The organism is Sphingomonas sp. Leaf5 (genome assembly GCF_001421155.1).
Classification (GTDB): domain Bacteria; phylum Pseudomonadota; class Alphaproteobacteria; order Sphingomonadales; family Sphingomonadaceae; genus Sphingomonas.
Map to the genome: position 1 here is coordinate 517,165 of NZ_LMJZ01000001.1, position 15,962 is coordinate 533,126.

Here is a 15,962-nt window from a genome sequence, read left to right on the forward strand (position 1 = left end):
GCTGAAATGGATGCGCTGACATCGGTCATCATCGCCACGGCGCTCGACGGGCTGACCGCCCGGGCCGAGGCGACCGCGGCGAATATCGCCAACGCCAATTCGCCGGGATATCGGCCGATGCGGGTCGATTTCGAAACCGCGCTGCGCAGTGCCGCCGGGCGCGGTGCCGATGCGGTCGCGGGGGTGCGGCCGGCAACGTCGTGGGACGTGACGCCTGCGTTCGGGACCGAGGCGCGGCTCGACCTCGAACTCGCCACCGCGTCGGAGACGTCGCTGCGCTTCGCCGCGCTGATCGACGTGCTGGGGCGCGAAATGGGGTTGATGCGCGCCGCGATCGCGGGAGGACGCTGATGGACGCCGCCCGGATCAGCCGCACCGGCCTCGACGTCGAATGGCAGCGGTTGCAGGTCATCGCCGCGAACATCGCGAACGCCAACACCACCGGGTACCGCGCGCAGCGGCTGCTCAGCGGACCGGCGGCGGGCTTCGGGTCGCTGGTGCGATCGGGTGTCGGCGTGACGGGGCTGCAACCGGTCGCCAACGGCGTGCGCCGCGTGCACGAACCCGGGCATCCGCAGGCCGATGCCGAGGGGTTCGTTGAATATCCCGATCTCGATCAGGCCGGCGAGATGGCGCTGATGATCCGTACCGCCCGCGCATACGAGGCGAACCTGACCGCGATGAGCATCGCGCACCAGCTATATGCCCGCGCGCTCGACCTGGGGAAGCAGGCATGAGCGGGGCGATACCACCGCTGGCCGGTGTGACCGCCGAGCCGCTGGCGCTGCAATTGGGGCCGGTCGCCGCGCCGCCGCCGGCACAGGGCTTCGGGGCGTTGCTGTTGTCGGGGCTGAAGGGGCTGAACGCGCAGCTCGATCATGCCGATGCGCTGGTGCGGCGCTTCGCGGTCGATGACAGTGTGCCGATCCATCAGGTGACGATGGCGCTGGAGGAAGCGCGGCTGTCGGTCGAACTGGCGATGCAGGTCCGCGGCCGATTGGTCGAGGGCTATCGCGACCTGATGAACATGCAGCTATGAGCGACGCCGTTCCCTCGCCGCGCCGGCAATGGCTGTTGATCGGTGGCGTGTTTGTCTTCGTGCTCGCGCTGCTGGCCGGAGCCTATTGGACGTTCCTGCGCGACGGCTATGCGACGCTGGCCGACCATGTCCGGCCGGGCGAGGCGGCGGCGATCGTCGCCGAACTCGACAAGCGCGGTACGCCCTATGAACTGCGCGATGGCGGGACGACGGTGCTGGTGCCGAGCGGCGAGGTCGACAATACGCGACTGGCGCTGGTCCGTACCGATGTCGGTGAGGTCGGGTTCGAACTGTTCAACAAGTCGGACATGGGGCTTACCAATTTCGCCCAGAAAATCAATTACCAACGCGCGTTGCAAGGGGAGCTGGTCCGGACCATCGCGTTGATGGACGGGGTGGAAAGCGCGCGCGTCCACCTCGCGCTGCCCGAACGGACGCTGTTCCGCGACGACCGGATCGAGCCGAGCGCGGCGGTGACGGTGCAGATGCGCGGGAGCGTGGTGCCAGATGCGGCACGGGTCGCGGGGATCCAGCGGCTGGTCGCGGCCGCCGTGCCCGACCTGCCGGCCGAACGGGTCGTCGTGCTCGACGCCGATGGCCGGGTCGTCAGCGCCAGCGCCGCGCCGCAGCCGGCCGAAGGCGACGCCACGACGGCGGTCGAGAATTATTACAAGGCCCGCGCCCTTGCCGCAATCGAGGGCGTCCGGCCCGGATCGCGCTACGACCTGCGCGTCGAAGCGGTGGCGCAGGGCGATGCGATCGTCGATCCGGCGAACTGGACGCCGGGCGAGGCGGAGGGTGCGCGCAATTTCCGGCTGCGCATGACGCTGGTGACGCCGCAGCCGCTGGATGCGGCGGAGCAGGCGGCGCTGGCGGCGGCGATCCGTACGGCGGTCGGGCTGGACGATGCGCAGGGCGATCTGCTGTCGTTCGAAACGGGTACGTCTGCGCCACGAGTCGTGCCGGCAGTGCCGACCTATGTGCCGCCGATCATGGTCAGCGAGCCGGCGGTGGCTGCGCCGTCGTGGTGGCCTTGGGCGCTGGCGGCGCTGGGCGTCGTTGCGCTGCTGGTCGTGGCGATGCGCCGGGCGCGGGCGACGCGACTGTCGGGTGAAGAACAGGAAGCGTTCGCGGCGCTGCTGCGGCGGCGGATCGGGCAGGATGGGGGCGAGCATGTCGTCGGCTGACGATCCGATCGCCCAGTTGCGGGCGTTGCCGCCGGCCGATCGCCGCGCGGTGCTGGCGCGGCTGACCCCGGCGGAGCGGCGACGGGTCGAGGCGGCACCGACGACGCCGCCGTTCGCGGCCGATATCGCCGCACGGCTGGCCGATCCGGGCGAGGCGATGACCCCGGCCGGGCGCGCGGCGCTGGTGAAGGCAGGGGAAGCGTTCGCCGCGCCGGTCGTGGCGGGGCCGGGGCCGTCGCTGCTCGGCCGGTTGCGCGGCGCGATGGGAGGGCGCTGACATGGCGGTGCTCAAACAGACGGCGGCGACAGCCGTCCGTGCGCTGGTCGCGCCGCCGATGCCGGTCGCGGTGGACGAAGCCGAACGGTTGCGCGCGGACCTCATGGCGTTGCACGCAGATGCGGTCCGGGCGGCGGAGGCGGCCAAAATCGCCATTGCGAAGGCACGCGACGAAGGTCTGGCCGAAGGGCGCAAGGCGGGGATCGCGTCGGTCGAACGCAGCGAACGCAAGCGGTTCGACCTGCTCGCCAAGGGGCTGACCGAGGAAGCCGCGCGGCTGGCCGATCGGTTGCAGGCGCTGGACGGGCTGGCGGCGGCACTGGCACGTGCCTGTCTCGACCGCGTGTTCGCGCGGCCGGAAGCGATGGCGGCGATGGTCAGCAATGCGCTCGACCATCGGCTGGCGATGCTGCGCGACCGGACCGGGTTGACGGTGCGGGTCAGTGGCAAGGATTTTGCCGATGCGGCGGCGCTGGCTGGACCGGGGAAGATTACGATCGATCCCGACCTGCCATCGGGCGCGTGCCGGATCGGCGTGCGGCTGGGGCAGATCGACCTCGACGTGCCCGGCCAATGGGCAGCGATCGCGCGGGCGCTGGACGAAATGGCCGGCGCATGACGGTGCACCCGTTTCTGACCCGGATCGCCGACCTCGATCTCGCCTTGCCCTATGGCGAGGTGCGGCGGGTCATGCCCGGCCGGATCGAGGCGAGCGGACCGATGGCGACGGTTGGCGACCTGTGCCGGGTCGGCGGGCAACTGGCCGAGGTCGCGGCGGTCGATGCCGATACGCTGGTGCTGGTGCCGGTCGAGGAGGGTGCCGCCATCGCGATCGGCACGCGGGTCGAGCCGGTGATGCATGATGGCGTCGGGGTCGGCGACGGCTATGGCGGCCGCGCGATCGATGCGCTGGGGCGACCGATCGATGGCGGGGCCGCGATCCGACCCGACCAGCGCGTCGCCCTGCGCGGGGTAGCGCCGGGGCCGCTCGACCGCGTCGCGCCGACTGTGCTGCTCGAAACCGGCGTGCGGGCGATCGACGGGCTGCTGACGCTGGGGGAGGGACAGCGCATCGGCGTGTTCGCGGCGAGCGGGGTCGGCAAGACCAGCCTGATCGAACAGATCGTCGCCCAGACCGCCGCGACGCGCCGCATCGTCTGTCTGGTCGGCGAGCGCGGGCGCGAGGTGTCGGGCTTCTGGCAGGCGTTGTCGTCGCGCGGCGAGGCGGCAACGCTGGTCGCCGCGACGTCGGACGAGAGCGCGGCGATGCGCGCACGGGCGGTGTCGACTGCCTTGTGCCTGGCCGAACATTGGCGTGACCGGGGCGAGCATGTGCTGCTGGTGGTGGATTCGGTCACCCGGCTGGCGATGGCGCTGCGTGAAATCGGGCTGGCGGCGGGTGAGCCGCCGACGGTGCGCGCCTATACCCCCAACGTCTTCGCCGCCCTGCCGCGGATCGTCGAGCGGTGCGGCGCGGTGTGTGGCGGCGGCGCGATCACTGCGGTGCTGACCGTCTTGAGCGAGACCGACGAGATCGACGACCCGATCGTGGAAACGATGAAGGCGTTGCTCGACGGGCATATCCTGTTGTCGCGCACGCTGGCCGATCGCGGGCATTTCCCGGCGATCGATCCGATCCGCAGCATCAGCCGACAGGCGGTTCGGCTGATGACGCCGGCCCATGCAGCGGCGGCGCGCGCGGTGACCGCGCACCTCGCCACCTATGACGAAGCGCGGGTGATGATCGACAGCGGGCTGTATCAGGCGGGGGCCAATCCCGCGATCGATGCGGCGATCGGAGCGCGCGACGCCATCAACGCGCTGTTGCGACAGGAACAGGGCGTGTCGGTGCCCTTTGCCGAGACGCTGCGACAACTGACGGCGCTGGCACAGGGGATGCGGCATGGCTGATCCGACGGGACGGGCGTGGCGGGCGTTGCGGACGATCGGCGCGTTGCGGGTCGACCGGGCGCAGGCCGGGCATCGCCGGGCGGTGTTGGCCGAACGCGACACCGAGCATGCGTTGGCGGCAGCCGATACGGCATTGGTCGAGGCAGCGGATGCGTGGCAGCGGCAGGTGATCGAACGCTTCGATCCTGCGCTGGGCAGTGCCTATGCGGCGGTGCTGACCCGGCGAGCCGATGCGCTGGTGGCGGCAACCGAAGCGCACCGGTCGGCGGCGCATGATACCGAAGGCGCGGCGGCGATGGCGCGCCGGGAGCAGGCGAGGGGCGAGGCGGTCGCGACGCAGGCCACCGCCGCGATGCGCCTTACGCGCCGCCATGCCGACGAACGCGCGCTGATGGCGATTGCCGATCGCGCGGCGCTGAACTGGATGCGGCGATGATCCCGCCGCTGACCGACCTGCCGACCGGTTTTGCCGGCGGTGAACCGCTGGTGGCGGGCGTGCCGATGGCGGCGACCCCGACCCTGCGCTTCGCCGATCTGCTGGCGGTGGAACCGTTGCCGGCGGCGAAGATCGAGACGCAGGCCGATCGGTTCAATCAGGACGGGTTCTTCGGCACCTCCGTCGCTATGCCGGCGGCAGCAGTTGCGGCGGTTTTGCCGATGACTTCGGCCGAGCCGGTTGTGGAGGCTCCGGTCGCGTCCGCGGTCGACGCGCCCGCCGCTTCGTCCGCCGCGCCGGTCGCTAGCGCGAAACCCGCAGCAGTCGTCCCGGCGCTGATGCCGTCGACCTTGGCAAAGCCTACTGCGCCACAGCCGATCGCTCCCATGCCGGTGACGGCGTTCGCCGCCGCGCCGCGACCGCAATCGTCGCGCTCGGCTGTTGCCGCGCCAGCCCAGCCCCGGCCGCCGGTCCGTCAGCGTCCCGTGCCGACCGGGTCGTTCGTGGCCGTCGCGGTGCAGGCCGTCGCGCACGGCATCGAGGTCGTCGCGCAGGTCGCCGGCCTGGACGATCGCGATCGCGCCGCATTGGCCGACGACGTCGCCGCACTGCTCGCCGCGCATGGCTATGCGCCCGCGCACATCACCATCACCGCCACGTCCGGCACCCGACAGGAAACCCGCTGATGCAGACCGCCCCCGTTTCGTCCGTCACCCAGGGCAGCGAGGCCAGCCCCGCGCAGACCGCGACCAACGCCTTCGGCCTCAGCTTCGATGCGCTGCTCAAGATCATCCTGACGCAGCTGACTTATCAGGACCCGTTGAAGCCGATGGACAATTTCCAGTTCGTCTCGCAGCTCGCGCAATTCTCGCAGGTGCAACAGGGGCAGACTGCGAACGAACGGTTGCAGGCGCTGGCCGCGATGCAGGCGACCAATCAGGCGACCGGGCTGCTCGGCAAACGCGTCGATATCGCCGCCGGGTCGGCGACTCTGTCGGGCATGGTCACCGCCATCGCCCTGTCGGGTGGGTCGCCCAGCATCACCATCGAAACCGACGACAAGCGCACCGTCGCCGGCGTCGCCATCGGCAATATCGTCCAGATCCGGGAGAAGAATTGATGTTCGGCGCGATCTACATCGGCCTGAGCGGCCTCAACGCCTATTCGAAGGGGTTGCAGCAGGTCAGCAACAACGTGTCGAACCTGAACACGACCGGGTTCAAGGGGTCGACGGTCAGTTTCCACAATCTGTACGCGACCCCCGATCGCGGCGGCATGTCGCTGACCGGGCAGGGCGGCAGCGACGGTTACGGCGTGGCGGTCGATGACGGCACGCTGAACTTCAAACAGGGCGAGTTGCGCAGCACCGACCGCGATCTCGACCTGTCGGTCGATGGCAACGGCTTCATGGTGCTGCTCGACGGCGACCGGACGCTGTACGCGCGGACCGGCAGTTTCGAGGTCGATCCCGCCGGGTTCATCGTGCTGAGCGGCACCAGTCATCGGCTGGCGACGCTGGATGCAAATGGGCGGGCGGTCAGCCTGTCGGTCGATGCGCGCCGGACCAGCGCGCCCAAGGCGACGACGGCCGTGACCTTTGCCGACAACCTGTCGTCGACCGCGACCAGCTATACCGTCAGCGACCTTCGCGTGTTCGACGCGAGTGGTGCTGCGCATGTGTGGAAGGCCGGTTTCGCCAAGGGCAGCGACGGGTGGAGCGTCACCGTCACCGACGACAAGGCCGCGACGGTCGGTACGCAGATGCTGAAGTTCAACGCCGGCATCATCGATCCGACGACCGCGAAGCTCGACTTCACCGATGCCGCATCGGGCCTGACCGTGCAGTTCGATTTCTCGAGCGGCGTCACGTCGTTTTCAGGGGGCGAGGTGTCGACGCTGCGCGCGGCGAAGGTCGACGGCTATGCGGCGGGCACGATCACCGGCATCGCCGCCGACAGCGCGGGCAAGCTGCAACTGACCTATTCGAACGGGCAGAAGGTCGATGGCGGCGCGATCGCGCTGGCCGATTTCCGCGATCCGGCGCGGCTGGAACAGCGCGACGGGCTGTTCGTCGAGCGCGAGCCAGGCCAGTCGATGCTGCTCGCCAGCGACGATCCGCGCGTGGGGCAGGTGCGCTCGAAACGGCTGGAGGCGTCGAACGTCGACCTGTCGCAGCAATTCGGCGACCTGATCCTGATCCAGCGCGGCTTTCAGGCATCGTCGCAGATCGTCAGCGTGTCGAACGACATGATCCAGCAGCTGTTCGGCATCCGGGGGCAAGGATGAGCGCGGTGGCTTGGCTGCCGGCGGATACGCAGCCGCCCGCAGCGCTCGATGCCCTGTTCGCGGGGGTGGTTGCGGCGTGGGGGGCGCAGTGGTTCGTCGGCGCGGCGGGGCAGGCGCCCCGGTTGCGGCGCGGTGGCGGAGCGGGCTGGCGGCGGAATGCGGCCGGGCTGGCGATCGGGACCGCGGCGGATACCGCGCTTCGTGTCGGCGCACGGATCGTCGGGGTGTCGGCGGACGGGCGCGATGGTGCGGACCGGGCGGTGCTGGAAGGGGTTGCCGAACCGTGCCTGCTCGATCTTCGCGCGCGCTTAGTCGCTGTTGCGGGCGGCGATGATGGGTTTGTGCCTGCGTCCGCATCCGACTGGGTGGCAATGCTCGGCGACGGACTGGCGTTCGGTCTGTCCGACGCGCTGTTCGCGGTGCTGGTCCGGCGCGTGCTGCCGCCGGTCGTGCTGCCGAGACCGGGGTCGGGAGCGCAGGCGCTGGCGGCGATTTCGGTCGAGGTCGGCGCGGCGGTCGGGCGGGCGGCGATGCGGTTGGCCGACCTGCGCGCGCTGGAGGTCGGCGATGTCGTGGTGCTCGACCGGGCGCTCGCCGATCCGGTGCCGATCGCGCTGAATGGGCGGCCCCTGCCGCGCGGGCGGGTGCGGGTCGTGCCCGCCGAACCGATCCCGTCCCTGCAAATCGTCGATATCGCTGCGTGAGAATGTCCATGTCCGAAACCAAGCCTGCCCCGCGCGTCAGCACGACGCTGATCGATAGCGTCGCGGTCGAACTTGAAGCATTGCTGGGTCAGGCGAAGATGACCGTCGGCGCGCTGACCGCGCTGAAACCCGGTGCGGTCGTCCCGCTGGAGGCGGCGCTGAACCGTCCGGTCGACTTGCGACTGGGCGAGGTGATCGTCGCGCGCGGCGAACTGGTCGCGGTCGATGACAGGTTCGGGGTGCGGTTGACGGAGATCGCGGCGTGGCCGGAATGATCCTTGCCGCCGCACCCGCCCGGCTGGGTGGCGGTGCGGCACTCGACGTGTCGTTGACGCGGATCGTCGTCGCGCTGCTGCTGTGCCTCACGCTGGCGGTGCTGGCGGTGGTGCTGGTCAGGCGCGGCGGCGGGCGGCTGACGCTGCCCATCCGGGCCGAACGGCGCATCGCGGTGATCGAGAGCCGCCGGATCAGCCCGCATGCCGATCTGTGCCTGCTGCGCTGCGACGGGCAGGAATATGTGATCCTGTCGTCCGCCGCCGGGCAGCAGGTGCTGCGACAGGGGCCGGTGGCATGAATGCGATGCTGGCCGGCGGCGCGATCGGCAATGATGTCGTACGCACCGCGCTAATCCTGACGCTGCTGGCGGTGATCCCGGCGGTGGTCATCAGCATGACCAGTTTCGTGCGGACCGTCATCGTGCTGTCGATGGTGCGCCACGCGTTCGGCATGCCCGAAACGCCGCCGACCCCGGTGCTGGTGGCACTGTCGATGTTCCTGACCGCGTTCACGATGGCCCCGACCATGACCCGGATCAATGCCGACGCGCTGCAACCCCTGCTCGCCGGGCGGATCGGGGTGGAGCAGGCGATGACCGCCGGTGCCGCGCCGCTGCGCCGCTTCATGCTGGCGCAGACGCGCGACGCCGATCTCGAATCGATCTACGCGATCAGCCGCACGCCGCTCCCCCGCCGGGCGGAGGAGGTCGAGACGCTGAAGCTGGCCCCCGCCTTCATCCTCAACGAACTGCGCGTGTCGTTCACGATCGGCTTCGTGATCCTGTTGCCGTTCCTGCTGATCGACCTGGTGGTCGCCAGCATCCTGCTGGCGCTGGGCATGATGATGGTACCGCCCGCGACGATATCGCTGCCGATCAAGATATTGATGTTCGTGCTGATCGATGGCTGGGGGCTGGTCCTGCAAGGGGTGCTCGGCAGTTTCCGATGATGCGCCGGGTGGGGTTCGACCTGTTGCTCGTACCGCCGCGCGTCGAGGCGTCGCTGTGGCGGCGGCTGCGCTACGAGAACGAGAAGCGTTGTCGCGAGCAGATCTTCACCCGCTATCGCCTGCTCGCCCGCGCCATCGCCCGGCGGCAGCATGGCCGACGCCCGAAACATGGCGCGGATCTGGGCGACATGGAGCAGTTCGCCTATGAGGGGCTGTTGCAGGCGATCGATCGCTATGATCCGCTGCGCGGCATTCCGTTCGGGGCCTATGCCCGGCGGCGGATCGTCGGCAGCATCGCCGACGGTTCGGCGCGGATGAGCGAGAGCGACGCGACCTTTTCGCAGCGTCGCCGGGCGGAGACCGATCGCGTCCGCTCGCTTCGGCGGGGCGAAGAGGACGATCCGGTTGCGGCGCTAGCGGCACTGGTATCGGGCCTTGCCATCGGATTGATGCTGGAGGGCAGCGCACTGGTCGTGGGCGCGGACGGCATCGATCCGCGGCCCAATGCGTATCAGAGCCTCGAATGGCGCGAACTCCATGCGCTGCTGGCCGGCGGCATCGCCGAGTTGCCCGAGCGCGAGGCGGTGATTATCCGCCAACATTATGAAGCGGGCGTCAGTTTCGCCCAGATCGCGGACCTGCTGAACCTGTCGAAGGGGCGGGTGTCGCAACTGCACGCCGCCGCGCTCGGCCGGTTGCGGCGACGGCTGCACGGCTATCGGAGATAGGATGATGTGCGACGACGATAATATCCGGCAGCTGCTGGCCGTGGCGGCGGCTTCCCCCGGCGACGCGCTGCCGCTCGCTGACCGATTGATCGCGGCGCATCCAGACGACGCGCGGCTGCACTTCTTTCGCGGGTCGCTGCTGGCCGGTAGTGCCCGCCCGATCGAGGCGCATGCGGCGCTGTCGCGCGCGGTGGCGCTGGCACCCGACTTTGCGCTGGCGCGGTTCCAGTTGGGGTTTTTCGAGCTGACCTCGGGCGAGCCGGCGCGGGCGCAGGCGACGTGGGAGAATCTGTCGACGCTGCCCGACGACCATTATCTGCGGCAGTTCGTGACCGGGCTGACCCACTTGATCCACGACCGGTTCGCGGAGGCGATTGCCGCGCTGGACGGCGGGATCGCCGCCAATGCCGAGACGCCGCCGTTGAATGACGACATGCAGCTCATCATCGACCAGTGCCGGCCACTGCTGAACCCCGCCGCCGAAGCGGAGGAAGCGTCGCCGACCTCGTTCCTGCTGGGGCAGTTGGGGCGGGGCTGCCTGCATTGAAGGTCGCGGGCGCCGACCATGTCCTGTTGCTGTTGCGCGCGAAACTGGCGCGATTGGCGCGCGAACGGGCGGATCGGTCGAGCCGGGCGCCGGGCAGGGGCGATCCGCGTCCGGTCGACCGGTTGCGGGCGATGGCCGGGTTCGACGCGCTCGGCGAGGATGAGCGCCGCCGCGCGGTGGTCCACGGCCTGCTGACCGAGGAACTGGGCGAAGCGGTCGCCAACGACGCGGCATTCGGCGCAGTGCTCGACGACGTCTTGCGGATCGTCGGCGAGATGCCCGGCGGGCACGAACTGATCGACCGTGCGGCGGCGGCGATGCGGGGGCGATAGGGGCGACGACCCATCGCCGTCGCCCCGGCAACGGCTGGGGGTATCGGCCGCTACCCCCGCCCGCCCATCCGGGCTAGCGCCTGCGCGATCGTCGTACCCCGATCGTCGAGCGGGGTGGACAGCGCGAGCTTCACGATCCGTTCGGCCGTGGCGGCGTCGCCATCGCCCGCCGCCAGCATCGCCGCCGCCAGTCCGCCGGCGAAACTCTCCCGGTCGAGCCGTAGTGCCACCGCCGTGCGCCGCCGGGCGGCGTCGAGGTCGCCGGCGAGCAGGTCGAGCACCGCCAGCGATCCATGCCCTTCCGCAAAACCGTCGTCGATCGCCAGCGCCCGGTCGAACCGCAACCGCGCGGTCGCCGCATCGCCCGCCAGCAAATGCGCCCAGCCGGCGGCGATCCACGATCCCAGATGCGATCCGAACCCCTCTGCCCCGCGATCGAGATCGGCGGTGGCGGCGGCGGCATCCTGCCCCGATAGCGCCAGCAGCCCGCGCCCGACCCGCGCGCGCGGATGGTCCGGCTGCACCGCCAGCACCCGGTCGAACAGTGCCGCCGCTGCCGGATCGTTATCCTCTATCGCCAGCGTCGCCTGCGTCACCAGCGCCTCCGGGTGATCGCCCGCGCGCCCGGCGGCAGCGCGGGCAAGGTTGAGGTCTTCGAGATCGATCGCCAGCGTCGAGATCACGGCGTTGACGCCCGCATGGTCGGGGAAGCGGTCGAACGCCATGCGCGCGACCGTCCCGGCGCGGTCCATCTCGCCGCGATCATGGAGCAGGCCGATCAGCAACTGCGCCGCCTGTGGCAGTTCGGCGGCGAGGTCATCGTCGAGCAGCACCAGCGCCTCGTCGGTCTCGCCCTGCATCGCCAGCGACCGGGCGAGATTATAGCGGACGCCCGGCGCATCGACGCCCGCCCCGGTCAGCGTGCGGAATGCGGTGGCGGCCCCGGCCCAATCCCGTTCCGCCATCGCCGCCAGTCCGGTCAGGTGGTCGATCGCCGGCGACGGCCCCTCGATCGCGCGCAACCGTTCGATCAGCACGCGCGCCTCGGCCGGACGGCCGGCGGCGATGGCGGCGTGGGCGGTGTCGGTCAGCAGCGCGACATTGGCGGGATCGACGGCGAGGAAGCCGGCAAGCTGGTCGTATTCGGTCATCATGTCCCCTGGTCCAACCGGACGATATCGAAGGATTTGAGCGTGATCCGCATCGGAATTTCGGCGACCGACAGGACCGACAGCGTCGGCAGGCTTCGCCGCGTCAACGCCTTCAGGTGCCGGCGCAGTTCCGCCCCGCACAGCAGCACCGGCGCGCGGCCCTGCCGGAACATCGCCTCGGTCAATGGCATCAACCGGCGGATCAGTTGTTCGGCAAGGCGCGGTTCGACCGCCATCGACCCGCCGCCGCTCGCCGCGCCGATGCTGGCCGCCAGCTGGTTTTCGAGGCGCGGGTCGAGGCTCAGGACCGCGAGATCGGCATGGCGGCCGCGCAACTGATGGCAGATCGCATAGCTCATCCGCTGGCGGATCAGTTCGGTCAATTCGATCGGATCCTTTTGCGTGCGGGCAAGGTCGGTCAGATGCTCGACGATCAGGTCGAGATTGGCGATCGACACCCCTTCGGCCAGCAACGCCTGCAACACCCGCTGGACGTCGGATACCGATAGCGTCTGCGGCACCAGTTCCTCGACCAGTCCCGGCTGACGCCGCCGGACCCCGTCGAGCAGGCCGACGACGGTGGCGCGCGTCAGCAGCGTGCCGACCTCGCCGCGCACGATCTCGCCGAAATGGGTGGCGAGCACCGTCAGCGGATCGATGATCGTGCAGCCCGCCGCCTTGGCCGCATCCGCCTGTTCGGGCGCGATCCACCATGCCGGCAGGCCGAAGGCGGGGTCGGTGGTGGCAATGCCGTCGATCGCCGGCTTCTGCCCTTGCCCGGCCACCGCCAGCACCTGATCGGGATGGATGTCGCCCGCGCCATAGCGTGCACCGAACAGGCGGATTTCATAGCCATGGCTGCCAAGCCCCGCGCCATCCTCCAGCCGCACGGCGGGAAAGGGCAGGCCGAACTGTTCATCATGCACCCGGCGCAGTCCGGCGATCCGGTCCATGACCAGCGCGCCTTCGCCGGCCCATGCGCTCGACAGCGCCTCGCCCAGCCGGATTTCGAGCGCGGGGGAGGCGGTCGATTCCGTGGCGACCTCTTCATCGACCGGCTCCGCCGCCGCATCCGCTGCCGCTTTACGGATGCGTCGCCACGCGACGAAGGCGAGCGTTCCGATGACGATGATCGGCCATTTCGGCATGCCGGGCAGCAGCAACAAGGCACTCAACACGGCGGTGACGATCAACGGGATGCGCGGCACCGATCCCAGCTGGCGGAATACCTCGGTCGACAATTCGCGGTCGGAGGCGGAGCGGGTGACGATGATCCCGGTCGCGATCGAGATGATAAGCGCGGGCAGCTGCGTCGCGATGCCGTCGCCGATGGTCAGCAGGGTGAAATGGCCGAGCGCGTCGCTCCATTCCATGCCCATCTGCGTCACGCCGACGATCCAGCCGGCGATGATGTTGATCAACAGGATGATGATCCCGGCGATCGCGTCGCCCTTCACGAATTTCGACGCACCATCCATCGCGCCGTAGAAGGACGCTTCCTTTTCCAGCCCCTTGCGCCGCGCCACCGCTTCGTCGCGGTCGATCAGGCCCATGTTCAGGTCGGCGTCGATGCTCATCTGCTGGCCGGGCATCGAGTCGAGTGTAAAGCGTGCGGCAACTTCGGACACGCGCTGCGCGCCGCTGGTGATGACGACATATTGCACGACGACGAGGATCGCGAACACGACCAGCCCGACGACGAAATTGCCGCGCACCGCGAACGCGCCGATCGACCCGATCACCGCCCCGGCATCGCCACCGGTCAGGATCAGGCGGGTCGCGGCGACGTTGAGCGACAGGCGGTAGAGCGTCGCCACCAGCAGCAGCGACGGGAAGGTCGAGAACTCGACCGGCTTGCCGACGTAGAAGGTCAGCAGCATGATCGTCAGCGCCAGCCCGAAATTGGCGATGATCGCCAGGTCGAGCAGCGCCGGCGGGATCGGCGCGAACAGGATGACGAGGATGCCGATCGTCGCGGCGACGAGCGCCAGATCACGATTGGCGGCGGGGAATGCGGAGAGGCGCGGCAGGATGCCGGTCGACATAGCGGGTCAGCCCAGTGAGGCCGCGCGGGCGCGGCGAAGGTCGATGTAGAGGTCGGCGACCGCGGCGTAGCGGTCGGGCGGAATGGCGCTGCCCACCGTACCGGCGCGGAACAGCGCGCGGGCGAGCGGCGGGTCGGCGATGATCGGCAGGCCCCGGCGGATGGCGTCCTCGCGCAGCCGCAGCGCGTGCAGGTTGCGACCCTTGGCGGCGACTTCGGGCGCGATCATCGCGCTGTCGTCATAGCGCAGCGCCACCGCGAAATGTTCGGGGTTCACCACCAGTAGGTCGGCCCCGTCCAAACTGCCCTTGCCCTGCGCCGCCATCTCGCGGTGCAGTTCCTTGCGGCGCTGTTTCTGGCGCGGTTCGCCCTCGCGTTCGCGGGCCTCGCGCGTCACCTCGCGGCGGCTCATCCGCATCTGCCGGGTGAATTCGCCGCGCGCGAGGATCTGATCGAGGATCGCGATGGCGATCGCGACGATCAGGAACGCGAACACCAGCCGCAGTCCGGCGGCCTCCATCGTCGCGACCAGCCGGTCGCCATCGGTCGCATTCTGCGCCAGATGCGCCACCGCCCAGCGCACGACCATCCACGTCGCGGCCGCATAGAGCACGAATTTCAGCATGCTCTTCAGCGTTTCCTTGAGCAGCTTGAGCGAGAACAGCCGCTTGATTCCCTTGGCCGGGTTCAGCCGGCTCCAATCGGGTTTGAGCGGGTGGAAGGTCAGCAGGAAGCCGCGCAGCTGGATGAGTTCGAGCAGGATGACGATCCCCGCCATCGTGCCGCCCAGCAATGCGACCGGGGCGATCGTCCTGCGGCCGAGCGTGCCGAGCATCTCGGCGGCGCCACCCGGCTCGCTCGCACCGGCAAATCCGCCGGCAAGGGCAATCCGCATCGCCTGCGCCAGCGTCGCCATCAACGCCGGTCCGGCGATCATTGCATAGGCGGCGAGCGTCAACAGGCTGGCGAGGAATCCCAGTTCGATGCTGCGCGCGACATTGCCCTTCTCGCGCGCCTTTTGCAGCTTGAACGGGGTCGGTGCCTCGCCGCGATTCTGGTCCTGTTCGGCCATCAGCCGATCCGGGCCATGGTGTCGAACGCACTCGACAGGATGGTGACGAACAGCGACCCCGACAGCGCCAGCGCGATCGGCAGGACGATCATCGTCGCCAGCGTCTTCACCTGAAAGCCGAGCAGCAGCACGTTCATCTGCGGCAGGGTGCGCGACATGAAGGCGATGGCGAGGTCGAGCACCAGCAGCACGACGAGCAACAACCCCGCCAGCCCCAGCGCGATCAGGAACACGCCCGAGACATAGCCGATCAGGATCTGCGGATCGGTTGCCGTTAGCGCGCTGCCCATCGGTGCCCGTTCGAGCGACGCCGCCCAGATCGCCAGCAACCGCGCCGGGCCGTCGGTGGCGAAGAAGATCGCGCCCGCGGCATAGGCGAAGATCGTGCCGACCAACGGCAATTGCGCGCGGGTCGCCGGATCGACCAACACGGCAAGGCCGTACCCCGCCTGGATATCGATCGTCCGCCCGGCGACCAGCAACGCCGCGAACGCCAGTTGCAACGCCAGCGCCAGCGCGGTGCCGAACAGCAATTCGCCCGCCGCCAGCGCGATCAGCCCGCCGGCCGGCGGCGCGGCCCGCCACGTTGCCGCCGGATTACCCGCGACCAGCCATGCAGAAAGAGCGATGGCAAGGCCGACCCGCACGATCGCCGGAATCCGGATCAGCGTGAACGGTTGCGCAAAGGCGAGCGTCGGCACGATGCGCAGCGACAGCAGCAACGTCGCCACCGCCTGCGGGACCAGCAGCTGCATCAGTTCGCCAGCGCCGGGATGGCAAGGTACAGGCCGCGCGCGAAATCGGTCATGCGCGTCATCATCCAAGGGCCCAGCAGGATCAGCAGCCCGGCCGCGACCAGCAGCTTCGGCACATAGCTGAGCGTCGCTTCCTGGATCTGCGTCGCGACCTGAAACACGCTGACGACGATGCCGATCGCCAGCGTCGCGATCAGGATCGGCGCGGCCACCATCAGCGACTGCCACAGCATGTCGTCGAGCAGATTGAGCGCCCGGTCGGCTTCCAT

Annotated in this window: 23 protein-coding genes; 18 read left to right on the plus strand and 5 right to left on the minus strand. The window is 69.6% G+C overall.

Going from position 1 to position 15,962, the window contains the following annotated elements:
* Positions 1-6 precede the first annotated feature (6 nt).
* Genes ASE50_RS02325 through ASE50_RS02410 form a run of 18 tightly spaced genes read left to right on the plus strand, consistent with a single transcriptional unit; the run spans position 7 to position 10,671 of the window.
* Positions 7-351, plus strand: a complete 345-nt coding sequence (locus tag ASE50_RS02325) for a flagellar basal body rod protein FlgB (protein ID WP_056394975.1) — start codon at positions 7-9, stop codon at positions 349-351.
* Complete coding sequence (locus ASE50_RS02330; RefSeq protein ID WP_056394977.1) at positions 351-737, plus strand: flagellar basal body rod protein FlgC; 387 nt, start codon at positions 351-353, stop codon at positions 735-737. Before ASE50_RS02325 ends, ASE50_RS02330 begins: the two co-directional genes overlap by 1 nt.
* Positions 734-1,039 (plus strand): flagellar hook-basal body complex protein FliE, encoded by a 306-nt coding sequence (locus ASE50_RS02335; RefSeq protein WP_056394980.1) that lies wholly within the window; start codon positions 734-736, stop codon positions 1,037-1,039. Before ASE50_RS02330 ends, ASE50_RS02335 begins: the two co-directional genes overlap by 4 nt.
* Positions 1,036-2,226: a flagellar basal-body MS-ring/collar protein FliF gene (gene fliF / locus ASE50_RS02340; RefSeq protein ID WP_056394981.1), complete on the plus strand. Its 1,191-nt coding sequence runs from the start codon at positions 1,036-1,038 to the stop codon at positions 2,224-2,226. Before ASE50_RS02335 ends, fliF begins: the two co-directional genes overlap by 4 nt.
* Positions 2,213-2,503 carry a hypothetical protein gene (locus ASE50_RS02345; RefSeq protein ID WP_056394983.1) on the plus strand — a complete coding sequence of 97 codons (291 nt, stop codon included), beginning with the start codon at positions 2,213-2,215 and terminating at the stop codon, positions 2,501-2,503. Before fliF ends, ASE50_RS02345 begins: the two co-directional genes overlap by 14 nt.
* A gap of 1 nt (position 2,504) precedes the next feature.
* On the plus strand, positions 2,505-3,122 hold the full coding sequence (locus ASE50_RS02350; protein WP_056394985.1) for a hypothetical protein: 618 nt from the start codon (positions 2,505-2,507) through the stop codon (positions 3,120-3,122).
* Positions 3,119-4,414, plus strand: coding sequence for a FliI/YscN family ATPase (locus ASE50_RS02355; protein WP_056394987.1), 1,296 nt, complete (start codon positions 3,119-3,121; stop codon positions 4,412-4,414). The genes ASE50_RS02350 and ASE50_RS02355 overlap by 4 nt, the downstream gene beginning before the upstream one ends.
* Positions 4,407-4,850 (plus strand): hypothetical protein, encoded by a 444-nt coding sequence (locus ASE50_RS02360; protein ID WP_056394989.1) that lies wholly within the window; start codon positions 4,407-4,409, stop codon positions 4,848-4,850. The genes ASE50_RS02355 and ASE50_RS02360 overlap by 8 nt, the downstream gene beginning before the upstream one ends.
* Entirely contained in the window at positions 4,847-5,536 is a 690-nt protein-coding gene (locus ASE50_RS02365; protein WP_056394991.1) for a hypothetical protein, read from the plus strand. The genes ASE50_RS02360 and ASE50_RS02365 overlap by 4 nt, the downstream gene beginning before the upstream one ends.
* Positions 5,536-5,970: a flagellar hook assembly protein FlgD gene (locus ASE50_RS02370; protein WP_056394993.1), complete on the plus strand. Its 435-nt coding sequence runs from the start codon at positions 5,536-5,538 to the stop codon at positions 5,968-5,970. The genes ASE50_RS02365 and ASE50_RS02370 overlap by 1 nt, the downstream gene beginning before the upstream one ends.
* Positions 5,970-7,136, plus strand: coding sequence for a flagellar hook-basal body complex protein (locus ASE50_RS02375; protein WP_056394995.1), 1,167 nt, complete (start codon positions 5,970-5,972; stop codon positions 7,134-7,136). The genes ASE50_RS02370 and ASE50_RS02375 overlap by 1 nt, the downstream gene beginning before the upstream one ends.
* A gap of 5 nt (positions 7,137-7,141) precedes the next feature.
* Complete coding sequence (locus ASE50_RS02380; protein ID WP_162236149.1) at positions 7,142-7,840, plus strand: FliM/FliN family flagellar motor switch protein; 699 nt, start codon at positions 7,142-7,144, stop codon at positions 7,838-7,840.
* A 2-nt stretch (positions 7,841-7,842) separates the two neighbouring features.
* The gene (locus ASE50_RS02385; protein WP_056394999.1) at positions 7,843-8,115 is read left to right on the plus strand and encodes a FliM/FliN family flagellar motor switch protein; all 273 of its coding nucleotides are present in this window, start codon (positions 7,843-7,845) and stop codon (positions 8,113-8,115) included.
* A complete protein-coding gene (locus ASE50_RS02390) occupies positions 8,103-8,414 on the plus strand; it encodes a hypothetical protein (protein WP_156347249.1) in 312 nt (103 codons plus the stop codon). The genes ASE50_RS02385 and ASE50_RS02390 overlap by 13 nt, the downstream gene beginning before the upstream one ends.
* A complete protein-coding gene (gene fliP / locus ASE50_RS02395; protein ID WP_056395003.1) occupies positions 8,411-9,064 on the plus strand; it encodes a flagellar type III secretion system pore protein FliP in 654 nt (217 codons plus the stop codon). Before ASE50_RS02390 ends, fliP begins: the two co-directional genes overlap by 4 nt.
* On the plus strand, positions 9,061-9,792 hold the full coding sequence (locus ASE50_RS02400; RefSeq protein WP_056395005.1) for a sigma-70 family RNA polymerase sigma factor: 732 nt from the start codon (positions 9,061-9,063) through the stop codon (positions 9,790-9,792). Before fliP ends, ASE50_RS02400 begins: the two co-directional genes overlap by 4 nt.
* Position 9,793: 1 nt before the next feature.
* Positions 9,794-10,339, plus strand: a complete 546-nt coding sequence (locus tag ASE50_RS02405) for a hypothetical protein (protein WP_056395008.1) — start codon at positions 9,794-9,796, stop codon at positions 10,337-10,339.
* A complete protein-coding gene (locus ASE50_RS02410) occupies positions 10,336-10,671 on the plus strand; it encodes a hypothetical protein (protein WP_056395010.1) in 336 nt (111 codons plus the stop codon). The genes ASE50_RS02405 and ASE50_RS02410 overlap by 4 nt, the downstream gene beginning before the upstream one ends.
* 50 nt (positions 10,672-10,721) lie before the next feature.
* On the opposite strand, the gene ASE50_RS02415 is transcribed toward ASE50_RS02410, so the two are convergent.
* Genes ASE50_RS02415 through fliQ form a run of 5 tightly spaced genes read right to left on the minus strand, consistent with a single transcriptional unit; the run spans position 10,722 to position 15,962 of the window.
* Positions 10,722-11,822 carry a tetratricopeptide repeat protein gene (locus ASE50_RS02415; RefSeq protein WP_156347250.1) on the minus strand — a complete coding sequence of 367 codons (1,101 nt, stop codon included), beginning with the start codon at positions 11,820-11,822 and terminating at the stop codon, positions 10,722-10,724.
* Positions 11,822-13,867 carry a flagellar biosynthesis protein FlhA gene (locus tag ASE50_RS02420; RefSeq protein WP_056395013.1) on the minus strand — a complete coding sequence of 682 codons (2,046 nt, stop codon included), beginning with the start codon at positions 13,865-13,867 and terminating at the stop codon, positions 11,822-11,824. Before ASE50_RS02420 ends, ASE50_RS02415 begins: the two co-directional genes overlap by 1 nt.
* A 6-nt stretch (positions 13,868-13,873) precedes the next feature.
* Positions 13,874-14,938, minus strand: a complete 1,065-nt coding sequence (locus ASE50_RS02425) for a flagellar biosynthesis protein FlhB (protein ID WP_056395015.1) — start codon at positions 14,936-14,938, stop codon at positions 13,874-13,876.
* Positions 14,938-15,693, minus strand: coding sequence for a flagellar biosynthetic protein FliR (locus tag ASE50_RS02430; protein ID WP_056395017.1), 756 nt, complete (start codon positions 15,691-15,693; stop codon positions 14,938-14,940). Before ASE50_RS02430 ends, ASE50_RS02425 begins: the two co-directional genes overlap by 1 nt.
* Positions 15,693-15,962, minus strand: a complete 270-nt coding sequence (gene fliQ, locus ASE50_RS02435; protein WP_056395019.1) for a flagellar biosynthesis protein FliQ — start codon at positions 15,960-15,962, stop codon at positions 15,693-15,695. The genes ASE50_RS02430 and fliQ overlap by 1 nt, the downstream gene beginning before the upstream one ends.

Excerpts from the sequence above, each read along its gene's own strand:
- ASE50_RS02325 (WP_056394975.1), top strand. The coding sequence starts at position 7 with ATGGATGCGCTGACATCGGTCATCATCGCCACGGCGCTCGACGGGCTG.
- ASE50_RS02330 (WP_056394977.1), top strand. The coding sequence starts at position 351 with ATGGACGCCGCCCGGATCAGCCGCACCGGCCTCGACGTCGAATGGCAG.
- ASE50_RS02335 (WP_056394980.1), top strand. The coding sequence starts at position 734 with ATGAGCGGGGCGATACCACCGCTGGCCGGTGTGACCGCCGAGCCGCTG.
- fliF (WP_056394981.1), top strand. The coding sequence starts at position 1,036 with ATGAGCGACGCCGTTCCCTCGCCGCGCCGGCAATGGCTGTTGATCGGT.
- ASE50_RS02345 (WP_056394983.1), top strand. The coding sequence starts at position 2,213 with ATGTCGTCGGCTGACGATCCGATCGCCCAGTTGCGGGCGTTGCCGCCG.
- ASE50_RS02350 (WP_056394985.1), top strand. The coding sequence starts at position 2,505 with ATGGCGGTGCTCAAACAGACGGCGGCGACAGCCGTCCGTGCGCTGGTC.
- ASE50_RS02355 (WP_056394987.1), top strand. The coding sequence starts at position 3,119 with ATGACGGTGCACCCGTTTCTGACCCGGATCGCCGACCTCGATCTCGCC.
- ASE50_RS02360 (WP_056394989.1), top strand. The coding sequence starts at position 4,407 with ATGGCTGATCCGACGGGACGGGCGTGGCGGGCGTTGCGGACGATCGGC.
- ASE50_RS02365 (WP_056394991.1), top strand. The coding sequence starts at position 4,847 with ATGATCCCGCCGCTGACCGACCTGCCGACCGGTTTTGCCGGCGGTGAA.
- ASE50_RS02370 (WP_056394993.1), top strand. The coding sequence starts at position 5,536 with ATGCAGACCGCCCCCGTTTCGTCCGTCACCCAGGGCAGCGAGGCCAGC.
- ASE50_RS02375 (WP_056394995.1), top strand. The coding sequence starts at position 5,970 with ATGTTCGGCGCGATCTACATCGGCCTGAGCGGCCTCAACGCCTATTCG.
- ASE50_RS02385 (WP_056394999.1), top strand. The coding sequence starts at position 7,843 with ATGTCCATGTCCGAAACCAAGCCTGCCCCGCGCGTCAGCACGACGCTG.
- fliP (WP_056395003.1), top strand. The coding sequence starts at position 8,411 with ATGAATGCGATGCTGGCCGGCGGCGCGATCGGCAATGATGTCGTACGC.
- ASE50_RS02400 (WP_056395005.1), top strand. The coding sequence starts at position 9,061 with ATGATGCGCCGGGTGGGGTTCGACCTGTTGCTCGTACCGCCGCGCGTC.
- ASE50_RS02405 (WP_056395008.1), top strand. The coding sequence starts at position 9,794 with ATGATGTGCGACGACGATAATATCCGGCAGCTGCTGGCCGTGGCGGCG.
- ASE50_RS02415 (WP_156347250.1), bottom strand. The coding sequence starts at position 11,822 with ATGACCGAATACGACCAGCTTGCCGGCTTCCTCGCCGTCGATCCCGCC.
- ASE50_RS02420 (WP_056395013.1), bottom strand. The coding sequence starts at position 13,867 with ATGTCGACCGGCATCCTGCCGCGCCTCTCCGCATTCCCCGCCGCCAAT.
- ASE50_RS02425 (WP_056395015.1), bottom strand. The coding sequence starts at position 14,938 with ATGGCCGAACAGGACCAGAATCGCGGCGAGGCACCGACCCCGTTCAAG.
- ASE50_RS02430 (WP_056395017.1), bottom strand. The coding sequence starts at position 15,693 with ATGCAGCTGCTGGTCCCGCAGGCGGTGGCGACGTTGCTGCTGTCGCTG.
- fliQ (WP_056395019.1), bottom strand. The coding sequence starts at position 15,962 with ATGGAAGCCGACCGGGCGCTCAATCTGCTCGACGACATGCTGTGGCAG.